15 protein-coding genes are annotated in these 16,710 nt (G+C 33.5%); 10 read left to right on the top strand and 5 right to left on the bottom strand.

Annotated features, from left to right (window positions below; genetic code table 11):
- Window positions 1-158: 158 nt before the first annotated feature.
- Window positions 159-1,103: a hypothetical protein gene (locus AC0J6S_RS08085; RefSeq protein ID WP_474956223.1), complete on the bottom strand. Its 945-nt coding sequence runs from the start codon at window positions 1,101-1,103 to the stop codon at window positions 159-161.
- A gap of 272 nt (window positions 1,104-1,375) precedes the next feature.
- On the opposite strand from AC0J6S_RS08085, the gene AC0J6S_RS08080 reads away from it, so the two are divergent.
- The 5 genes from AC0J6S_RS08080 (at window position 1,376) to AC0J6S_RS08060 (ending at window position 5,698) form a co-directional block, all read left to right on the top strand.
- A complete protein-coding gene (locus AC0J6S_RS08080) occupies window positions 1,376-1,837 on the top strand; it encodes an N-acetyltransferase family protein (RefSeq protein ID WP_474956222.1) in 462 nt (153 codons plus the stop codon).
- A gap of 149 nt (window positions 1,838-1,986) precedes the next feature.
- Complete coding sequence (msrB, locus tag AC0J6S_RS08075) at window positions 1,987-2,544, top strand: peptide-methionine (R)-S-oxide reductase MsrB (RefSeq protein WP_474956221.1); 558 nt, start codon at window positions 1,987-1,989, stop codon at window positions 2,542-2,544.
- 1 nt (window position 2,545) lies between these two features.
- Window positions 2,546-3,160, top strand: coding sequence for a peptide-methionine (S)-S-oxide reductase MsrA (msrA, locus tag AC0J6S_RS08070; protein ID WP_474956220.1), 615 nt, complete (start codon window positions 2,546-2,548; stop codon window positions 3,158-3,160).
- 209 nt (window positions 3,161-3,369) lie between these two features.
- Window positions 3,370-4,677, top strand: a complete 1,308-nt coding sequence (locus AC0J6S_RS08065) for an amidohydrolase (protein ID WP_474956219.1) — start codon at window positions 3,370-3,372, stop codon at window positions 4,675-4,677.
- Window positions 4,678-4,915: 238 nt separating this feature from the next.
- Window positions 4,916-5,698 carry a CHAD domain-containing protein gene (locus AC0J6S_RS08060; RefSeq protein ID WP_474956218.1) on the top strand — a complete coding sequence of 261 codons (783 nt, stop codon included), beginning with the start codon at window positions 4,916-4,918 and terminating at the stop codon, window positions 5,696-5,698.
- Window positions 5,699-6,041: 343 nt separating this feature from the next.
- On the opposite strand, the gene AC0J6S_RS08055 is transcribed toward AC0J6S_RS08060, so the two are convergent.
- The 3 genes from AC0J6S_RS08055 to AC0J6S_RS08045 form a co-directional block, all read right to left on the bottom strand.
- A complete protein-coding gene (locus tag AC0J6S_RS08055; protein ID WP_474956217.1) occupies window positions 6,042-6,221 on the bottom strand; it encodes a hypothetical protein in 180 nt (59 codons plus the stop codon).
- Window positions 6,222-6,703: 482 nt separating this feature from the next.
- Complete coding sequence (locus tag AC0J6S_RS08050; protein WP_474956216.1) at window positions 6,704-7,786, bottom strand: DUF6630 family protein; 1,083 nt, start codon at window positions 7,784-7,786, stop codon at window positions 6,704-6,706.
- A 9-nt stretch (window positions 7,787-7,795) separates the two neighbouring features.
- Entirely contained in the window at window positions 7,796-9,355 is a 1,560-nt protein-coding gene (locus AC0J6S_RS08045) for an NAD(P)/FAD-dependent oxidoreductase (RefSeq protein WP_474956215.1), read from the bottom strand.
- A 212-nt stretch (window positions 9,356-9,567) separates the two neighbouring features.
- On the opposite strand from AC0J6S_RS08045, the gene AC0J6S_RS08040 reads away from it, so the two are divergent.
- Entirely contained in the window at window positions 9,568-9,807 is a 240-nt protein-coding gene (locus AC0J6S_RS08040; RefSeq protein ID WP_474956214.1) for a hypothetical protein, read from the top strand.
- 81 nt (window positions 9,808-9,888) lie between these two features.
- Here AC0J6S_RS08040 and recQ read toward each other — a convergent pair whose 3' ends face one another.
- Window positions 9,889-12,084, bottom strand: a complete 2,196-nt coding sequence (gene recQ, locus AC0J6S_RS08035; protein WP_474956213.1) for a DNA helicase RecQ — start codon at window positions 12,082-12,084, stop codon at window positions 9,889-9,891.
- Between the two features lie 85 nt (window positions 12,085-12,169).
- On the opposite strand from recQ, the gene AC0J6S_RS08030 reads away from it, so the two are divergent.
- The 4 genes from AC0J6S_RS08030 (at window position 12,170) to lptB (ending at window position 15,141) form a co-directional block, all read left to right on the top strand.
- On the top strand, window positions 12,170-13,135 hold the full coding sequence (locus tag AC0J6S_RS08030) for a KpsF/GutQ family sugar-phosphate isomerase (protein ID WP_474956212.1): 966 nt from the start codon (window positions 12,170-12,172) through the stop codon (window positions 13,133-13,135).
- Complete coding sequence (gene tatC / locus AC0J6S_RS08025; protein WP_474956211.1) at window positions 13,135-13,950, top strand: twin-arginine translocase subunit TatC; 816 nt, start codon at window positions 13,135-13,137, stop codon at window positions 13,948-13,950. The genes AC0J6S_RS08030 and tatC overlap by 1 nt, the downstream gene beginning before the upstream one ends.
- Complete coding sequence (locus tag AC0J6S_RS08020) at window positions 13,943-14,296, top strand: carboxymuconolactone decarboxylase family protein (RefSeq protein WP_072990064.1); 354 nt, start codon at window positions 13,943-13,945, stop codon at window positions 14,294-14,296. Before tatC ends, AC0J6S_RS08020 begins: the two co-directional genes overlap by 8 nt.
- 104 nt (window positions 14,297-14,400) lie before the next feature.
- Entirely contained in the window at window positions 14,401-15,141 is a 741-nt protein-coding gene (gene lptB, locus AC0J6S_RS08015; protein WP_113635311.1) for an LPS export ABC transporter ATP-binding protein, read from the top strand.
- Window positions 15,142-16,710 lie beyond the last annotated feature (1,569 nt).

Below are 16,710 nucleotides of genomic sequence, written 5' to 3'. Positions count from 1 at the left end.
AAAACCGTGAATATCACGGTTTTTATAATAAAAAATTAAAAATCTTAAGATAACTCGTCAATTCCTTTAATTTGTTTTGTTTTCATAATTGGTTTATTTGAATATCCAATATTAGTAATATTAATTTAATTACAATATTTTTTTTAAATAATTTTTCGTTAATTGTTTCTTTCAAAACTCATACCAAAACCTTGATATGGCAAAATTACGTCATTTTTATGACTTCTACTAATTTGATTTTTTATTTCAGTATGTTGTTTTTCAAAGAAATTAACATTCCCAACATTAAAAAATGAAACACAAACATTTTCAGGATAAGATATGGTTACATCCATATTTTTAGTAAAAGTATTCATCCTAAAAAGTTTATAATTTTCTGTCTTTAAAGAATATTTTCTTCTAAATTTTGAATGAATTTTAAAAGGACCTTTACCATTCAAAGGAATAGTAAACTTTTTTGCTGTATCATCGTCAAGGGTAGCATCATCCTCTTTAGGAGTTGCATCTTCACCATTAATTTTAAAAAATTCTAAATCATTTTGAATTCCAGACAATCCATCTAATTGTTTAATTGAAGTTTTAAGAGTTAGATTAACTTTACTTATATCTTTATCTAATATCACATTATACTTACATGTTTGGGTATATGTAATTTCAAAATCATCACTAATACCTTCAATGTTAATAGTAACTACATAATCTTCATAATAATAATCAGAATTTGTAGGAAAATATGTTCCCAAAATTCGATTTTCTAACTCATCACTAATATTAGGAAATTTTCTTTTATAAATTTCCTTAGAAATTGAACTCCATAATTCAGGTAAATCTCTCCTGTTTTTAATAAAATCAGATCCTAAAATAACTTTTTCTATTTCTTCTTTAAATAAACCCGTAAACTGAATTGATTTCAATACTACAGCAAAAACTCCCGAGGATAATAATGCAAAAGCAAGTTTTTCGACCAAACTGTTTATCTTATCATTTTCAACAATTTTAGAAAAAGACAGTATCAATAGCGATAATGATATTGCCATAAATAACCATCCCAAATTTCTATAAATCCATTTTTTAATTTTATGCCAATTACTTTCACTTTTCATAAATAATATTTTACAACAAATATAAATTTATATTGTAAAAAAAACTTCAAATAATAATTTATGATAGCATCTTAATTATCGAACTAGCATCCTTAAAGTACATTATTATATAAACAACAAACTTTGCTTGCCAAAAACATATTATTAAAAACACTTTTAACGTTCTGTTTCGTTTTGTTGAAGCCGAATTATTTTATAGCTGTCCAATATAAAATTGACACTCCACTTTCAAAGATTCTTTTGTATTTTTATAACAAATTACAAACAGTACCATGCACACTATAACTATCCGAAAAGCACATCCAAACGATTTAGAAAAACTCCTTGAATTTGAACAGGGAATTATTACTGCCGAGCGTCCTTTTGACCCTACTTTAAAAGAAGAAAAAATAAATTATTACGATATTGAAAAAATGATTTCAGCTCCTCATATAGAAGTATTAGTAGCCGAAATTGATTCAGAACTCATAGGTTCTGGATATGCCCGAATAGAGACCGCAAAGCCTTATTTGAATCATCTAAACTACGCTTATTTAGGATTTATGTACACGGATGCTAATCACAGAGGAAAAGGAGTAAACGCTAAAATTATTGAAGCACTCAAAAAGTGGTGTAACCTTCAGGATGTATTCGAAATGAGGCTAGATGTATACAACGACAATACTTCGGCAATAAAGGCCTATGAGAAAGCAGGCTTCAAAAAACACCTTATCAACATGCGAATGATTCTATAATGATAAGATTTTGTTAATTCTAAATCCAGAACTGTCTTTTACCCGTAAATAACGATAGTTAAAACTTACTTAAATAACTATTAATTTGCAATGTAGACGACATATTTTGATTCAAAAGCACTTTACATTTGTAGTATAAAAAGAAAATTATGAGAACAGCAAGCCGTTTTTTAAGCCTATTATTTTTGCTCCCTTTATTCATCTTCACTGCCTGTGGACAAACGACAAAAAAACAAGGAAACACAAAAAAAACAATCGCAGTGGAAAATACTATAAAAAAACCCGGAAATCCCTATTATTCCAACATGGATACAACAAAACTCAACGTAAGTGATGCCGAATGGAAAAAAGTACTGCCGGAAGATGTATATGAGGTAACTCGTAATGCGGATACGGAACGACCTTTTACAGGAAAATATTGGAATACTGATGACAAAGGAACCTATTATTGTGCGGCCTGCGGCAACAAACTATTTCGTTCAGGCGCCAAATTTTCAAGCAATTGTGGCTGGCCAAGTTTCTTTGAACAAGACAATAAAAACAGTGTGGTTTATAAAACCGACAATTCTCTCGGAATGGAAAGAATTGAAGCGCTATGCGGAAGATGTGACGGTCACTTAGGGCATCTTTTTGATGACGGCGGAACCAACAAAAAAAGATATTGTATGAATTCTATCGCGCTTGACTTTATTCCTGATACCAAATAACATGAAGAGACTATTTTTAGTGTGCCTTTTGGCAACAACCAGTTTGTTTGCCCAAAGTAAAGCACCCAAACAATCCAATCTTGAATCCATCACTTTAGCCGGCGGTTGTTACTGGTGTGTGGAAGCAGTTTATGAAAATTTAAACGGAGTGCAATCAGCAATATCAGGTTACGCAGGCGGTAAAAGTGTGAATCCGACCTATGAAGATGTATCCACGGGAAGATCCGGTTATGCCGAAGTGGTAAAAATCACATATGACAAAAACGTAACGAATCTCGACGAAATTTTCAAAGTATTTTTTACCGTGCATGACCCAACGACATTGAACCGTCAAGGTGCCGATGTAGGAACACAATACCGTTCTGCCATTTTTTATAAAAATGAAGTTCAAAAGAAAGCTGCACAAACAGTTATTAATGACCTGAAAAAAGCTAAGATTTATGACAGCTCAATAGTGACCACAATAGAACCCCTGACCAAATTTTACAAAGCAGAATCCTATCATCAGAATTACTATGAGAATAACAAAACTCAGCCTTATTGCAAGATGGTAATTCAACCCAAAATGGAAAAATTTGAAAAACTATTTAAGACCAAATTAAAGAAGCAAAAATAAATTCGTAAGCTGCCGCCTTGTTCTCACAAACAAGGCGGTTTTTTTTTATATACTACTCAAAAAAAGATACTTTACGCCACAATTTAAAATTCCCTTCAGGCAAAATAATTTTACTATATTTGTTTCAAACCAACTTTATTTAATACCAAAATAGGCTAAATTTCAATTAAAATAAAGCTGTTACCCAACCAAAATTCAAACCACAATTAATGAAAAAAACTATTATTTATGCTGGCATATTTACGTATTCCATTTTTGCTACAGCGCAAAATTCCGAGCTAAAAATCAAAGTAGCTCAAAAAGCAGCGACATTAGAACCCAAAGTTATTACTTGGAGAAGAGATTTTCACCAAAATCCAGAATTAGGAAATAGGGAATTTAAAACAGCCGAAAAAATAGCAGCGCATTTGCGATTGTTGGGCATAGAAGTACAAACTGGCGTAGCCAAAACGGGTGTTGTAGGTATTTTAAAAGGTGGAAAACCCGGTCCAGTAGTCGCTCTTCGAGCCGATATGGATGCATTACCCGTAACCGAAAGAGTAAATATTCCTTTTGCCTCTAGAGCAATGGGAGAATATAACGGTCAGCAAGTAGGTGTCATGCATGCATGCGGACACGATTCGCATATTGCCATGCTGATGGGAACAGCTGAAATCCTCGCTTCTATCAAAAGTGAATTAAAAGGAACAGTAAAATTCATTTTCCAACCTGCTGAAGAAGGGCCACCCGAAGGTGAAGAAGGCGGAGCTGCACTAATGGTTAAAGAAGGTATTCTGGAAAACCCAAAAGTTGATGTGATTTTTGGATTACACATTAGCGCTGATACTGAAGTCGGCAAAATCAATTACCGCCCAAAAGGAGCTATGGCTTCATCGGACTGGTTCAAAATAAAAATAAAGGGAAAACAAGCGCATGGAGCCAGTCCATGGCAATCCGTGGATCCTATTGTTACGGCTTCCCAAATAATTTTGGGTTTGCAGACTATTGTAAGTCGCAATGTAGATCTAACGGAGTCAGCAGCTGTGGTCAGTGTTGGGAAAATTACTTCTGGTATAAGAAGCAATATTATTCCAGAAGAACTAGAAATGGCAGGAACAATTCGGACCTTAGATAAAAAAGTACAGGAAATGATTCACAACCGATTGAAACAAATAACCACCAACATTGCAGAGAGTGCGGGAGCCACCGCTGAAATCAGCATTACAAAACAAACATTGATCACGTACAACGACCCAATACTAACCGAAAAAATGATACCAACACTGGAAGCTGTGGCCGGAAAAAACAATGTGATATTAGCACCCGCAGCAACTGGAGCAGAGGATTTTTCGTATTATCAAGATAAGATTCCCGGACTTTTCTTTTTCCTTGGCGGAATGCCTAAAGGCAAAAATCCAGCTGAAACAGCCTCACATCATACGCCTGATTTTTATATTGACGAGGGCAGTTTTGTATTAGGAATGAAAGTGATGTCTGACTTAACTATAGATTATATGGAAATGAATGCTAAAAAATAAAACCTTTTAACAGAAAATTTTTAAAATTTAAAAAAAACAACAACCGAAAAGAGATTTTCGGTTTTTTTATTCCTTTATATGAAGATAAAACTATAAACAACTGATTTACATATATTTAAATAAATTTTTAATCATTTTTTTGTAAATTTACTTAAATAACTTGAACTGTTTTTACACAAAGGATTTAAAGACCGTATAAGGAATTTATAGAAAATCAAATCAATTATTAGGCTGTGACATGAAAGAACTTCTAACATATTTTAAAACCAGAAAAAGTGCTTTGAACCTCATTTTGGAAAAAGCACCCGAATCATATACTGTCGAAAATTTTCATGAACTCCGAGTTGAAATCAAGAAAATGAAAGCACTATTTGAATTAACTGACTTTTGCAACAAGAATTTTAAATCTCGAAAAACCTTTAAACCTTACAGCATTATTTTCAAACAAGCCGGAAAAGTAAGAGAACTTCAACTGCAACAAATCATTCTTGAGGAACAACCCAGTTTTAATTTACTAAAAAAATATCCTAAACAACTAAAAAAACTTGAGACCAAAGAAGTACAAAAATATTTCATCCTCGCAAATAAACGCTTAATCAAAAAGTTAAAAGAAAAACACCAAATAATAACCGATTTTCTTGCAAAAACATGTAAAAATAAAGCAAATCGCTACCGAAATAAAACGAGAAAGGAGATAAAAAAACGAATCCATAAAGAGGCTTTTAAAAAGAATGAAATGCACAATTTTCGGAAACGATTAAAAGTGTACCAATACAATGAGAAAATCTTCCCTACTGACCCATCAAGAAAACTGATTTCAACTCAAACGGTATTGTCGGAAATGCTTGGAGAATGGCATGATTACGAAGTTGCTATCCTCAATTTAAAAAAAACAATCCCGTTCTATAAGACCAATTCAAACGAAAGAAAGCACCTTAAAACCATCAAAGCGGTGATAACTTCAAAAAGAGAATTGTTATTTCATAAAATAAATGCAGCTTTAGTTAAAAATAGAATTTAAAAAAACTATCAAACAAGTTAATCCTGCGGTGTCGTCTTAAACAATATCAAAATCAACAAAAGCTTGCACTAAAACGGAATTACACGCAGGATTATTCAGAGCAGTTATGCTTGAAATTGACGAACCGCTGCGGAATAAGATTAATAATCAGATCTTAATAATTATCTATTCTGCTACTAAACTTTCTAGATATGCCAGGAATCTAGATATTATACCTCTACTATTTTCGCTCGTCAAATTTTTTTTTTCAACTTTTTCAAATTCGTTAAAAGTAGAGATAAAGAACGCCACAAAGCATAAAATCACTACTACGGTCATGATAATTAATTCTATATTTTCCATATTACTTTTTGAGTTTAAGATTTAAAAATATCAAAAGACCTAGTATTGTTGGAGGCCACAAACCAATAAAAATAGCACGCTGTGGATCTTTTAAAACAATATAAAAATATTCAGAAGTAAAAATTAACGCAATAACCAATAATAAAATTAAAATTTCAGATTTTTTAAATTTTTCAAACATATTTATTCTTTTTATGATTTCTTATTAAATCTACTTTCTAAAAGATAGATTCGGTAGTAAAATTAAAGTGCTTTAAAAATAAATCAATTATTATTTTACTAATAACTATAGATTGTAATCGAAATAAACAAAGAAGAAAATGTATAAAAATTAGGATTAAAGAAAAACATAAATACGGATGATCATCAGTAGACAAAATTATCGTCTTGTATTATGGACAAAAAAAGAATACTGATAGTCCACAGCTACCTATACAAACAGGGAATGAATAATTATTTTGGAAAATAAAAAACAGTAGAGGTACTAAATCAATCATTATTAGTCTTTAGTATCTAAGAATCTAAAGAGCTAAAACATAACAAAAAAGCATAACATCAAATTTAAAAAAACTAAAAAAACACTATAAAAAAGCGATAGATTTAGTAGAAAAACTTAAAAGTATATGATGATTATAAAACACCATTTTTGTCTCAAAAAATAAATTATTTCAACATGTCTATCTTAATATCAATTACTTGAGATAATTCTTGAATTCGCTTCATTTCATTAATATTAGCAGCAAAAAACAAATAGTTATCGCCTTGAGTATCAAAGCTCATTAGCTCTAAATCATACTTTCTTAAAGCTGTTTGTATGTATGGGAACAAATTATGACTGTAAGTTTCGGTAGGATGTTCGAAAGTAAAATCTTCTTCTATCATTTCAGAGATAAAGAATTCTGCATCTTCTGGATCAAACTTCCAGTCACTATTCCAGCAGTTTACATTCTCTAAAAATTTATAATTATCATCAAAGAAATTATCGTCTTCTGATGGTTTTTTGTATTTGCCAAACATTTTCTTAGCTTGTTTTTTTATGACTTTTTCATCAATTTTATGTCGAGTAATTAGGCGTATTAACTCTTCAAAATGATTTTGTGTTACTTCTTCGGGTAATAAATTTGAAGTTAAAATAGTTTTTGGTAATTCAATTTTTAAATGTTGACAAATTCCGATTAATACGGTTTCAAAATCTTGAAATACTTTTTCTTCAATTTCATTTTGAGGAATGTTGTTTTCTATAAATTTTGTATCGAGTAAATTTCTAATAAAAAAGGTAAAATAGCGATTGTTTGAATACAAAAGTCTAAATCCATTTGTCTCTGAACTTCCTTCTTCGCAACAAAAAAAGAAGATAAAATTTTGTAAAATATTTTTTGAAGTAGAATTTACACCGATTATATCACTGTAAAATTGAATATGGATAAAATCTACTGGATAATTTTCATCGATTAACTCCTGCGAAATGGGGTCGATATTTATTTTTGCATAAAGTTCATTCAAAACTTCATAAATAGTGGTAAAGCCACAACTTTTTAATTCGCTTTTACTTTTTGGGTTGTCAAATGATTCTGGGAAATTGTATCTGTTAATATAAATTTTATCAAAAAACCCTTTTAGCTTAAAATTTACATTTGGGTTTTCATAAAATAAATAAGAATAAATTTCATTCAAAAAATCAAATGAAAGTAACGATTGATCTTCAGTGGACTTATTATTGAATAATCTAGAAAAGAATTTTTTCATTATAAATAATTATTTTAAAACTTCAGCGATTTTTAAAGCACATTTTTCGCCATCAATAGCGGCAGATATAATCCCACCCGCATAACCAGCACCTTCTCCGCAAGGATACAAACCTTTTATTTGAACATGCTCGTAAGTCAATGAATCTCTGGGAATACGTACAGGCGAAGATGTTCTCGATTCCGGAGCATGAAGTATCGCTTCATTTGTCAAATAACCACGCATTGATTTTCCAAATTCAGTAAATCCTTCTCGCAATATTTGTGTTAAAAATCCAGGAAAAACCTGTCCCATTTCTACCGAAGTTGTCCCTGGAACATAAGAGGTTTTAGGAATATCTGATGAAACCCGGTTTTGCGTAAAATCAATCATGCGTTGTGCAGGAACTTTTTGGCTTTCCCCTGCCAAATGCCAAGCTCGTTGTTCGATACTTTTTTGGAATTCCATTCCGGCCAAAGCACCAAATTTTGCAAAAGGCTTAAAATCTTCCAGTTGCAATTCGATTACAATTCCGGAATTGGCGGTAGCCTGATCCCTTTTAGATGGTGACCAACCATTCGTCACCACTTCGCCGGGACTCGTGGCACAAGGTGCAATTACACCGCCGGGACACATACAAAATGAATACATTCCCCTTCCTCCTACTTGTTTCACAATAGAATATGGAGCCGGAGGCAAAAATTCCCCACGATAATCGCAGCTGTACTGAATACTGTCTATCAACGATTGTGGATGCTCTGCCCGTACGCCCAAGGCAAAAGGTTTGGCCTCGATAAAAATCTGTTTTCGATCCAATAATTCGAAAATATCACGAGCAGAATGTCCGGTGGCCAAAATAAGTTTATTAGCAAGAATCGTGTCGCCTTTTTGGGTAACAACACCTTGCACTTCATTATTTTTTAGTAAAATATCAGTCAATCGAGTTTCGAACAAAACCTGTCCGCCAAATTCGATGATTTTCTCCCGAATATCCTGAATAATTTGTGGTAATTTATTGGTTCCAATGTGTGGATGTGCTTCAATCAGAATATCGGCTGAAGCTCCAAAAGCAACAAATAATTCCAAAATTCTGGTTACATCACCTCTTTTTTTAGAACGGGTATATAGCTTCCCGTCCGAATAGGTTCCTGCTCCGCCTTCGCCAAAACAATAATTGGAATCTTCGTTCACAAGATGATCTACATTGATGGCTTTCAAATCGCGTCGTCTGCCACGAACATCTTTCCCACGTTCAACAACAATTGGTTTCAAACCCAATTCTATCAATTGCAAAGCAGCAAAAAGTCCGGCAGGTCCTGCGCCAACAACAATTACTTCTTGAGCCGAAGAAACGTTTTTATATTCTGGAAGTTGTAGTTTTTGCTCTTGAAAAGGTTCGCCCTTCATAAAAATCAAAACCTTAAGATTAATTTTAATGGCTTTTTGGCGGGCATCAATCGATCTTTTTAGGATGGAAACATGCTGAATTTCATTTACAGAAACGTTAATTTGTTTCGATAAATGATTTTTCAGCAAAACATCATTTGCTGCAATTTCTGGAGATACTTGTAATAAGAGTTCTTGAGGCATTTTCTAGATTATTCGATTTTTAGATTGTTAGACTTTAATAAACCGTCCAACAATATGGATACAAAAGTAGTATTTTGTAGTGAATTCTTGTTATTGAAAGTAGATTCCGTTGTTCAACTCTTCAAATTAGCTTGTTTTCAAATTAGACTTTGTAACTTTGTCCTTAAAAACAGGTAAACATTTAAACCGTTCACCGATTAATATTAGAAAAAATGTCTAGAAAAATAAAACTGATTTGGGATTTTCGTGGACCCGCTTCCGCAAAAACAGCAGAACACCACGAAATCCATTTGAAAGAATATATAGCAATTGAAAAACTACCGTTGAACATTACCGGTTTTGAAATTCAAAGCGAAATGCAAGCCATCGCTTTTATGGTAGTAACGGATGAAAACATGATTCAGGTTCGAGATGCTTTGAAACCGCATCGAGGAGAGTTATATGTAGTCTAAAGTCATAAAGTCGAAGTTCTAAATGTCACAAAAAACACCAAAACGGTAAAAATTTTGACTTCAAGACTTTCGACTTTACGACTAGTTTGCCACTTCACTGATAAATTTGATACGCATCAGACGTAACTCGTCCAAATCGTAATCTCCATCAAATTCTTTTAAGGCAAATTCAATGCTATCGGATTCAGATTCCATAAAATAATCGTGAATTTCTTCCTGCTGATCGTCATCAAGCATATCATCAATCCAATATTTGATATTCAGTTTGGTTCCGGAATACACAATCTGCTCCATTTCTTTAATTAGAGCATCCATGTTGATTCCTTTAGCGGAAGCAATATCATCGAGAGATAATTTTCTGTCAATATTTTGAATAATATAAAGTTTATTCACTGAATTGACGCCGGTCGATTTCACTACCAAATCTTCCGGACGCGTAATGTCATTTTCAATTACATAACGGCTTATTAATTCCAGGAATTCCTTGCCATATTTTTTGGCTTTCCCTTCTCCAACCCCATGAATATTTATCAATTCTTCTTGAGAAACGGGATATTTTAAAGCCATATCTTCTAGCGATGGATCTTGAAAAACCACAAATGGAGGAACACCAACTTTTTTGGCTACTTTTTTACGTAAATCCCGCAGCATACCCATCAGCACTTCATCAGCAACTCCTGTAGATTTAGAAGCAGTGACTATCGCTTCATCCACTGATTCATTGTACTCGTGATCTTCAGACATCATAAACGATTGCGGATTTTTTATAAAATCCAATCCTTTATCCGTAATTTTTACAATACCATATGTTTCAATATCTTTAGATAAAAATCCGCCAACCAGAACTTGTCGCAACAAGGCCATCCAATATTTTTCATCATGTGCTGAACCACATCCAAAAAAGGACTGCGTATCTGTTCTATGAGCTTTGATAACCGCATTAACGCGACCAATCAATGTAAAAACGACTTCTTTTGACTTGTATAAATGTTTGGTATCTCGCACTACTTGCAACAATTTCACCACTTCATCTTTAGCCTCAATTTTTGTTTTCGGATTTCTGACATTGTCATCCATATCAGCTCCTTCGCCAGTAACATCGTCAAATTCCTCACCGAAATAATGCAACAGGAATTTTCTTCTCGACATCGAGGTCTCGGCGTAAGCCACGACTTCCTGCAATAAAGCAAATCCTATTTCCTGTTCGGCAACTGGTTTCCCCGACATGAATTTTTCTAATTTCTCGACATCTTTATAGGAGTAATAGGCTAGACAATGACCTTCGCCACCATCACGACCTGCACGACCCGTTTCCTGATAATAACTTTCCAGTGATTTAGGAATGTCATGGTGAATTACAAAACGCACATCAGGTTTATCAATTCCCATCCCAAAAGCTATTGTCGCCACAACCACATCCACATCTTCCATCAGGAACATATCCTGATGTTTGGCACGGGTTTTAGCATCCAATCCCGCATGATACGGCACAGCACTAATTCCGTTCACCTGCAAAACTTCGGCAATAGCCTCCACTTTTTTACGGCTCAGGCAATATATAATACCTGATTTCCCTTTATGTTGTTTGATAAACCGAATAATATCCGATTCGATATTCTTCGTTTTGGTTCGTACTTCGTAATATAAATTAGGTCTGTTAAATGATGCTTTAAAAGTAGTCGCATCAGTCATATCTAAGTTTTTCAAAATATCTTCCTGCACTTTTGGTGTCGCTGTAGCAGTTAGACCAATAATAGGAACATCACCCAATTGCTTGATAATATGCTTTAGATTGCGGTACTCCGGTCTAAAATCATGTCCCCATTCTGAAATACAGTGTGCTTCATCAATGGCCACAAAAGATATCGTGACGTTTTTTAGGAAATTCACATATTCCTCTTTGGTCAATGACTCAGGGGCTACATATAACAACTTAGTGAGTCCAGAAGTAATATCTTTTTTTACTTGAGCAATTTCAGTTTTAGTCAGCGAAGAGTTTAAAACATGCGCCACACCATTTTCAGAAGACAAACTTCTGATGGCATCCACCTGATTTTTCATTAAAGCAATAAAAGGAGAAACCACAATGGCGGTTCCTTCTTGAATTAGAGCAGGCAATTGATAACAAAGTGATTTTCCTCCACCAGTGGGCATGATCACAAATGTATTCTGTTGATTCAGGATGCTTTTTATGACTTGCTCCTGTAATCCTTTAAATTGGCTAAAGCCAAAATACTTCTTTAATTCTTTGTGTATGTCAATTTCGTTTGGATTCATTCTTTATTATGTGGTATTTTGTATAAATTTGCAACACCTAAAGGTACAAATTTCTTTTACACATACAAATTTTAATCATTCTGTTTTGATCACTAAAGAAAATATATTGGCTAGTGCCAAAAAAACCATCTTGTCGGAAAGCCAATCTATAGCTAAACTCACTGATTTTCTGGATGAAAACTTTATTGAAGCGACACAAAAAATCTATAATTCTAACGGAAGATTAGTCGTAACCGGGATAGGAAAAAGTGCTATTATTGCTCAAAAAATGGTAGCTTCTTTTAATTCTACCGGAACGCCGTCACTTTTTCTACATGCATCTGAAGCTATTCATGGTGATTTAGGCATGATTCAAAACGAGGATGTTATTATTTGCATTTCAAAAAGTGGTAACAGCCCTGAAATAAAAGTATTGGTTCCGCTATTAAAACGTTTTGGAAATACCTTGATTGCAATAACCGGAAACATGACGTCTTTTTTAGCTAAAGGTTCTGATTTTGTTCTGAACACCACAGTCGATGCGGAATCTTGTCCGAACAATCTGGCGCCTACAAACAGCACCACTGCACAACTTGTAATGGGAGACGCACTTGCCGTTTGCCTGATGGAAATGCGCGATTTCAAACCCGAAGATTTTGCAATTTACCATCCAGGAGGCGCATTGGGCAAGAAATTATTGTTGCGCGTCAAGGACATGTTGGAACACAGCCTAAAACCAATGGTTTCACCAGATGCATCCATCAAGAAAGTGATTTTCGAAATTTCTGAAAAACGTCTTGGTGTGACCGCGGTAGTTGAAAATGACAAAGTAATCGGAATTATTACCGATGGTGATATTAGAAGAATGTTGAGCGACAGAGACACTTTTGCCAATTTGACCGCAAAGGACATCATGACAAAAAATCCAAAAATAACAACTTCCAGCGCTATGGTAGTAGACGCATTGAATATAATGGAAGATTTTTCCATCACACAATTAGTAGTTGTAGACGACAGCGAATACAAAGGCGTATTACATTTACATGATATTTTAAAAGAAGGAATAGTATAATGACAAAAAAAAACTTAAACGAAATGTCGTTTTTAGATCATCTTGAAGAATTAAGATGGTTATTGGTTCGAAGCACGGTGGCAATATTAATCTTGGCCACCGTCACTTTTTTTATAAGTGATTACATTTTTGATGTTGTTATTTTTGGTCCCACAAATGCTAATTTCATAACCTATCGTTTCTTTTGCGACCTTTCCAATCAATTGGGTTTTGCTGAAAGCATTTGCGTGACAGATATGCCTTTTATTATCCAAAATACAAATATGGAAGGCCAAATTAATGTTTTGATTTGGACTTGTATCACCGCAGGTTTCATTCTCGGCTTTCCCTTTATACTTTGGGAAGTTTGGAAATTCATCAGCCCTGCTTTATACGATTCAGAGAAAAAACATGCGAAACTTTTTATTTTTTCGTCTTCATTATTGTTCTTCTTGGGTGTATTATTTGGCTATTATGTAATCGTACCGATGTCTGTCAACTTTTTCGCTACTTTCACCATCAGTGATGTAGTAAAGAACCAATTTAGTATTGATTCCTACATAGGTCTCGTAAAAACAAGTGTGATCGCTTGCGGGTTGTTCTTCGAATTACCAATAATCATCTATTTCCTAACCAAACTAGGCTTAGTAACGCCGGATTTCTTAAGAAAATACTGGAAATATGCCGTAATTATCATTCTGATTGTGGCCGCAATTGTAACGCCTCCGGACGTGGTAAGCCAAATCATTGTAACCATTCCGATGTTGTTAATTTATGAAGCGAGTATCTTAATTTCAAAAATAGTAGTAAAAAATCAAAAAAAAGTAAATGGCTGATATAATAGAAGAATTCAACGAGTACCGTTCTAAAATGAACGAAAAATTATTGGCAGACAATAATAAAATTGTAAAACGTATCTTTAATTTAGACACCAATGCATACGCCGCAGGAGCTTTGGATGTAAAAACGAAAGAATTACTAGGGTTAGTAGCTTCAGCAGTTTTACGTTGTGATGATTGCGTAAAATACCATTTGGAAACCAGCCACAAAGAAGGTGTTACCAAAGAGGAAATGATGGAAGCAATGGGAATCGCAACACTTGTTGGCGGAACTATTGTGGTACCACATTTACGTAGAGCCTATGAATTTTGGGAAGCATTGGAAGAAAACGCAACCAAATAATTTGTTAAGAAGTTAAATCGTTTAATTGTTTATTCGTTTATTTGACACGATTAAACAGTTAAACGAATAAGCAGTATTACAGTTTAACGATTAAACCAAAGAATATGAAATTAAGAGCCGAAAATCTGATTAAAACTTATAAAGGACGCAGTGTTGTGAAAGGCATTTCGGTAGAAGTAAATCAAGGTGAAATCGTGGGACTTTTAGGTCCAAATGGTGCCGGCAAAACGACTTCTTTTTATATGATTGTGGGATTGGTAAAACCCAATTCAGGCAATATATTCCTGGACGATTTGAACATTACGGATTACCCGATGTATAAAAGAGCACAGCAGGGAATTGGGTATTTGGCACAGGAAGCTTCCGTTTTTAGAAAACTAAGCATTGAAGACAATATCCTAAGTGTGCTTCAATTGACTAAACTATCCAAAGCCGAACAGGAGGCAAAAATGGAAAGCCTAATTGCCGAGTTTAGCTTAGAACACATTCGTACCAACAGAGGTGATTTACTTTCCGGTGGAGAGCGTCGTCGTACTGAAATTGCACGATGTCTAGCCACTGATCCAAAATTCATTTTACTGGATGAGCCTTTCGCTGGTGTCGACCCTGTTGCCGTAGAAGATATCCAGAGAATTGTAGCACAGCTGAAAAATAAAAATATCGGTATTCTAATTACCGATCACAACGTACAGGAAACTTTGGCGATTACCGACAAAACCTACCTAATGTTTGAAGGTGGAATCCTAAAAGCGGGTATTCCGGAAGAACTTGTCGAAGACGAAATGGTGCGTCGTGTATATCTTGGACAAAATTTCGAGTTAAGAAAAAAGAAATTGGAGTTTTAGAATCCCCCTTATGCACTTTTATAGCTTTACAATAAAGGTTTCAACTATCACTAGTTTTTCATTATCACAAAGAGGTTTAAAAGACTAATCGACAAATTCTCATCTTTTTTTTCAGCATCTCGTATAGATATTTCTTATTTTACAAGTCAAAAAATTTATTGTAATCAGCGGCTTTTTTCGAATCGCAAAAAAAATATTTTTCGTTGTAGCAAAATCTATTATTCCATCTAGAGAAATTTGAAAGTTTATATTTTTGTATTTTTCTTTTAATTACTCTCTGCTGTCAATTCTGCAAAACCTAAACCTAGAAAAAAGTTTTATGCTGTAGAATTAGTATGTAATAGATTTATAAATGAAATTACTATTTTTGATTCTGCCCTTAGAGATACGTTTGTCATTAATTTAAACGTCGTCATTGGATTACTAAACTCATTGGAAATCATCAAAAAACAAAAAACCATAAGTATCACATATAAATTAACATGTGTGTTTTTTTTTAAGCAATTAATCTATAATACAACTATCGATTGTAATACAATTATAAATTTATTTGCGATTAATGGTGAAAATTTAAGGACAATATAAAAAACACGTCAATTCTTTTACTACATTGGAATCTAAAGAATTTGATCATCAATAGATTATTTACAGCCAAAACATGGGGACTCGTTTAACCAATGTTGAAGTACCTATGTCACAAGTAAAACTTCACACTATTGCACTAATAAAGAAAGCTAAGGTAAGAAAAGGTCGTTAGTGGTCAAAAATGACGGAAGTAAGACCGAAAAAAAGCTTAAATCTAAATACAGCAGGGAAATAAAACATTTTGATATTTGTATTTCGAAATCAGAAATAAATACAAAATTCTCACACTGAACTAATCAAATTATTAGCAGCATAAACTATGGTCAAATACTTTGAACGGTCTTCTTATAAAAAAAAGAGTAAAAATACTTTATCTTTATTTATACGACGTCTATTCAATTCATAAAGAAGAAAGACCAAACGTTGAGATCAAAAGGACTCTCGACTAGATTTTAGTTTATTACTTCCATATTCATTATTCAACAGCGAACTCCATACCATTTTTAACCTACAAAGGTGCGAAGGAAAAAGGATTTCATAGTTCCTATAATTATTGGAATTAAAACGAATACTTAATCTCTATAACAGACAAAATATTCACAAAAAAAATCGAAATAGCAATCATCGTGGATACAAAGATGGGATGGATTGTAAAGAAATGTTTTCCACATAGGACAAGTAATGGACTACTTCCATATTCAAAAACTTAACACAAAAGCTTTACAAGATATCTGAATCAAATATTAATTGTAAGCTAAAGACCTAGAAAACGAGCTTATTTAGAAAGACAAAAAATTTTAGAATCTAAAATCTTGACTAATGGAGACACGCATAAAACAATAACTAACCAAATGATGCTACTTATTGTACCAAAACAAAGAAAAATGGTCAGAAAACTGCTAGAATGAGCTAATTAATTTTATTCTGACATCTAAAAACACACAAATTCACACAAGCCTAGCACTCAATGTTTTTGAAAAAAGA

The organism is Flavobacterium sp. TS_SC_5 (assembly GCF_056156265.1).
The sequence above is the reverse complement of the archived record's forward strand: the minus strand, read 5'-3'. Positions and strand labels throughout refer to the sequence as shown.

Excerpts from the sequence above, each read along its gene's own strand:
- AC0J6S_RS08085 (WP_474956223.1), bottom strand. The coding sequence starts at position 1,103 with ATGAAAAGTGAAAGTAATTGGCATAAAATTAAAAAATGGATTTATAGA.
- AC0J6S_RS08080 (WP_474956222.1), top strand. The coding sequence starts at position 1,376 with ATGCACACTATAACTATCCGAAAAGCACATCCAAACGATTTAGAAAAA.
- msrB (WP_474956221.1), top strand. The coding sequence starts at position 1,987 with ATGAGAACAGCAAGCCGTTTTTTAAGCCTATTATTTTTGCTCCCTTTA.
- msrA (WP_474956220.1), top strand. The coding sequence starts at position 2,546 with ATGAAGAGACTATTTTTAGTGTGCCTTTTGGCAACAACCAGTTTGTTT.
- AC0J6S_RS08065 (WP_474956219.1), top strand. The coding sequence starts at position 3,370 with ATGAAAAAAACTATTATTTATGCTGGCATATTTACGTATTCCATTTTT.
- AC0J6S_RS08060 (WP_474956218.1), top strand. The coding sequence starts at position 4,916 with ATGAAAGAACTTCTAACATATTTTAAAACCAGAAAAAGTGCTTTGAAC.
- AC0J6S_RS08055 (WP_474956217.1), bottom strand. The coding sequence starts at position 6,221 with ATGTTTGAAAAATTTAAAAAATCTGAAATTTTAATTTTATTATTGGTT.
- AC0J6S_RS08050 (WP_474956216.1), bottom strand. The coding sequence starts at position 7,786 with ATGAAAAAATTCTTTTCTAGATTATTCAATAATAAGTCCACTGAAGAT.
- AC0J6S_RS08045 (WP_474956215.1), bottom strand. The coding sequence starts at position 9,355 with ATGCCTCAAGAACTCTTATTACAAGTATCTCCAGAAATTGCAGCAAAT.
- AC0J6S_RS08040 (WP_474956214.1), top strand. The coding sequence starts at position 9,568 with ATGTCTAGAAAAATAAAACTGATTTGGGATTTTCGTGGACCCGCTTCC.
- recQ (WP_474956213.1), bottom strand. The coding sequence starts at position 12,084 with ATGAATCCAAACGAAATTGACATACACAAAGAATTAAAGAAGTATTTT.
- tatC (WP_474956211.1), top strand. The coding sequence starts at position 13,135 with ATGACAAAAAAAAACTTAAACGAAATGTCGTTTTTAGATCATCTTGAA.
- AC0J6S_RS08020 (WP_072990064.1), top strand. The coding sequence starts at position 13,943 with ATGGCTGATATAATAGAAGAATTCAACGAGTACCGTTCTAAAATGAAC.
- lptB (WP_113635311.1), top strand. The coding sequence starts at position 14,401 with ATGAAATTAAGAGCCGAAAATCTGATTAAAACTTATAAAGGACGCAGT.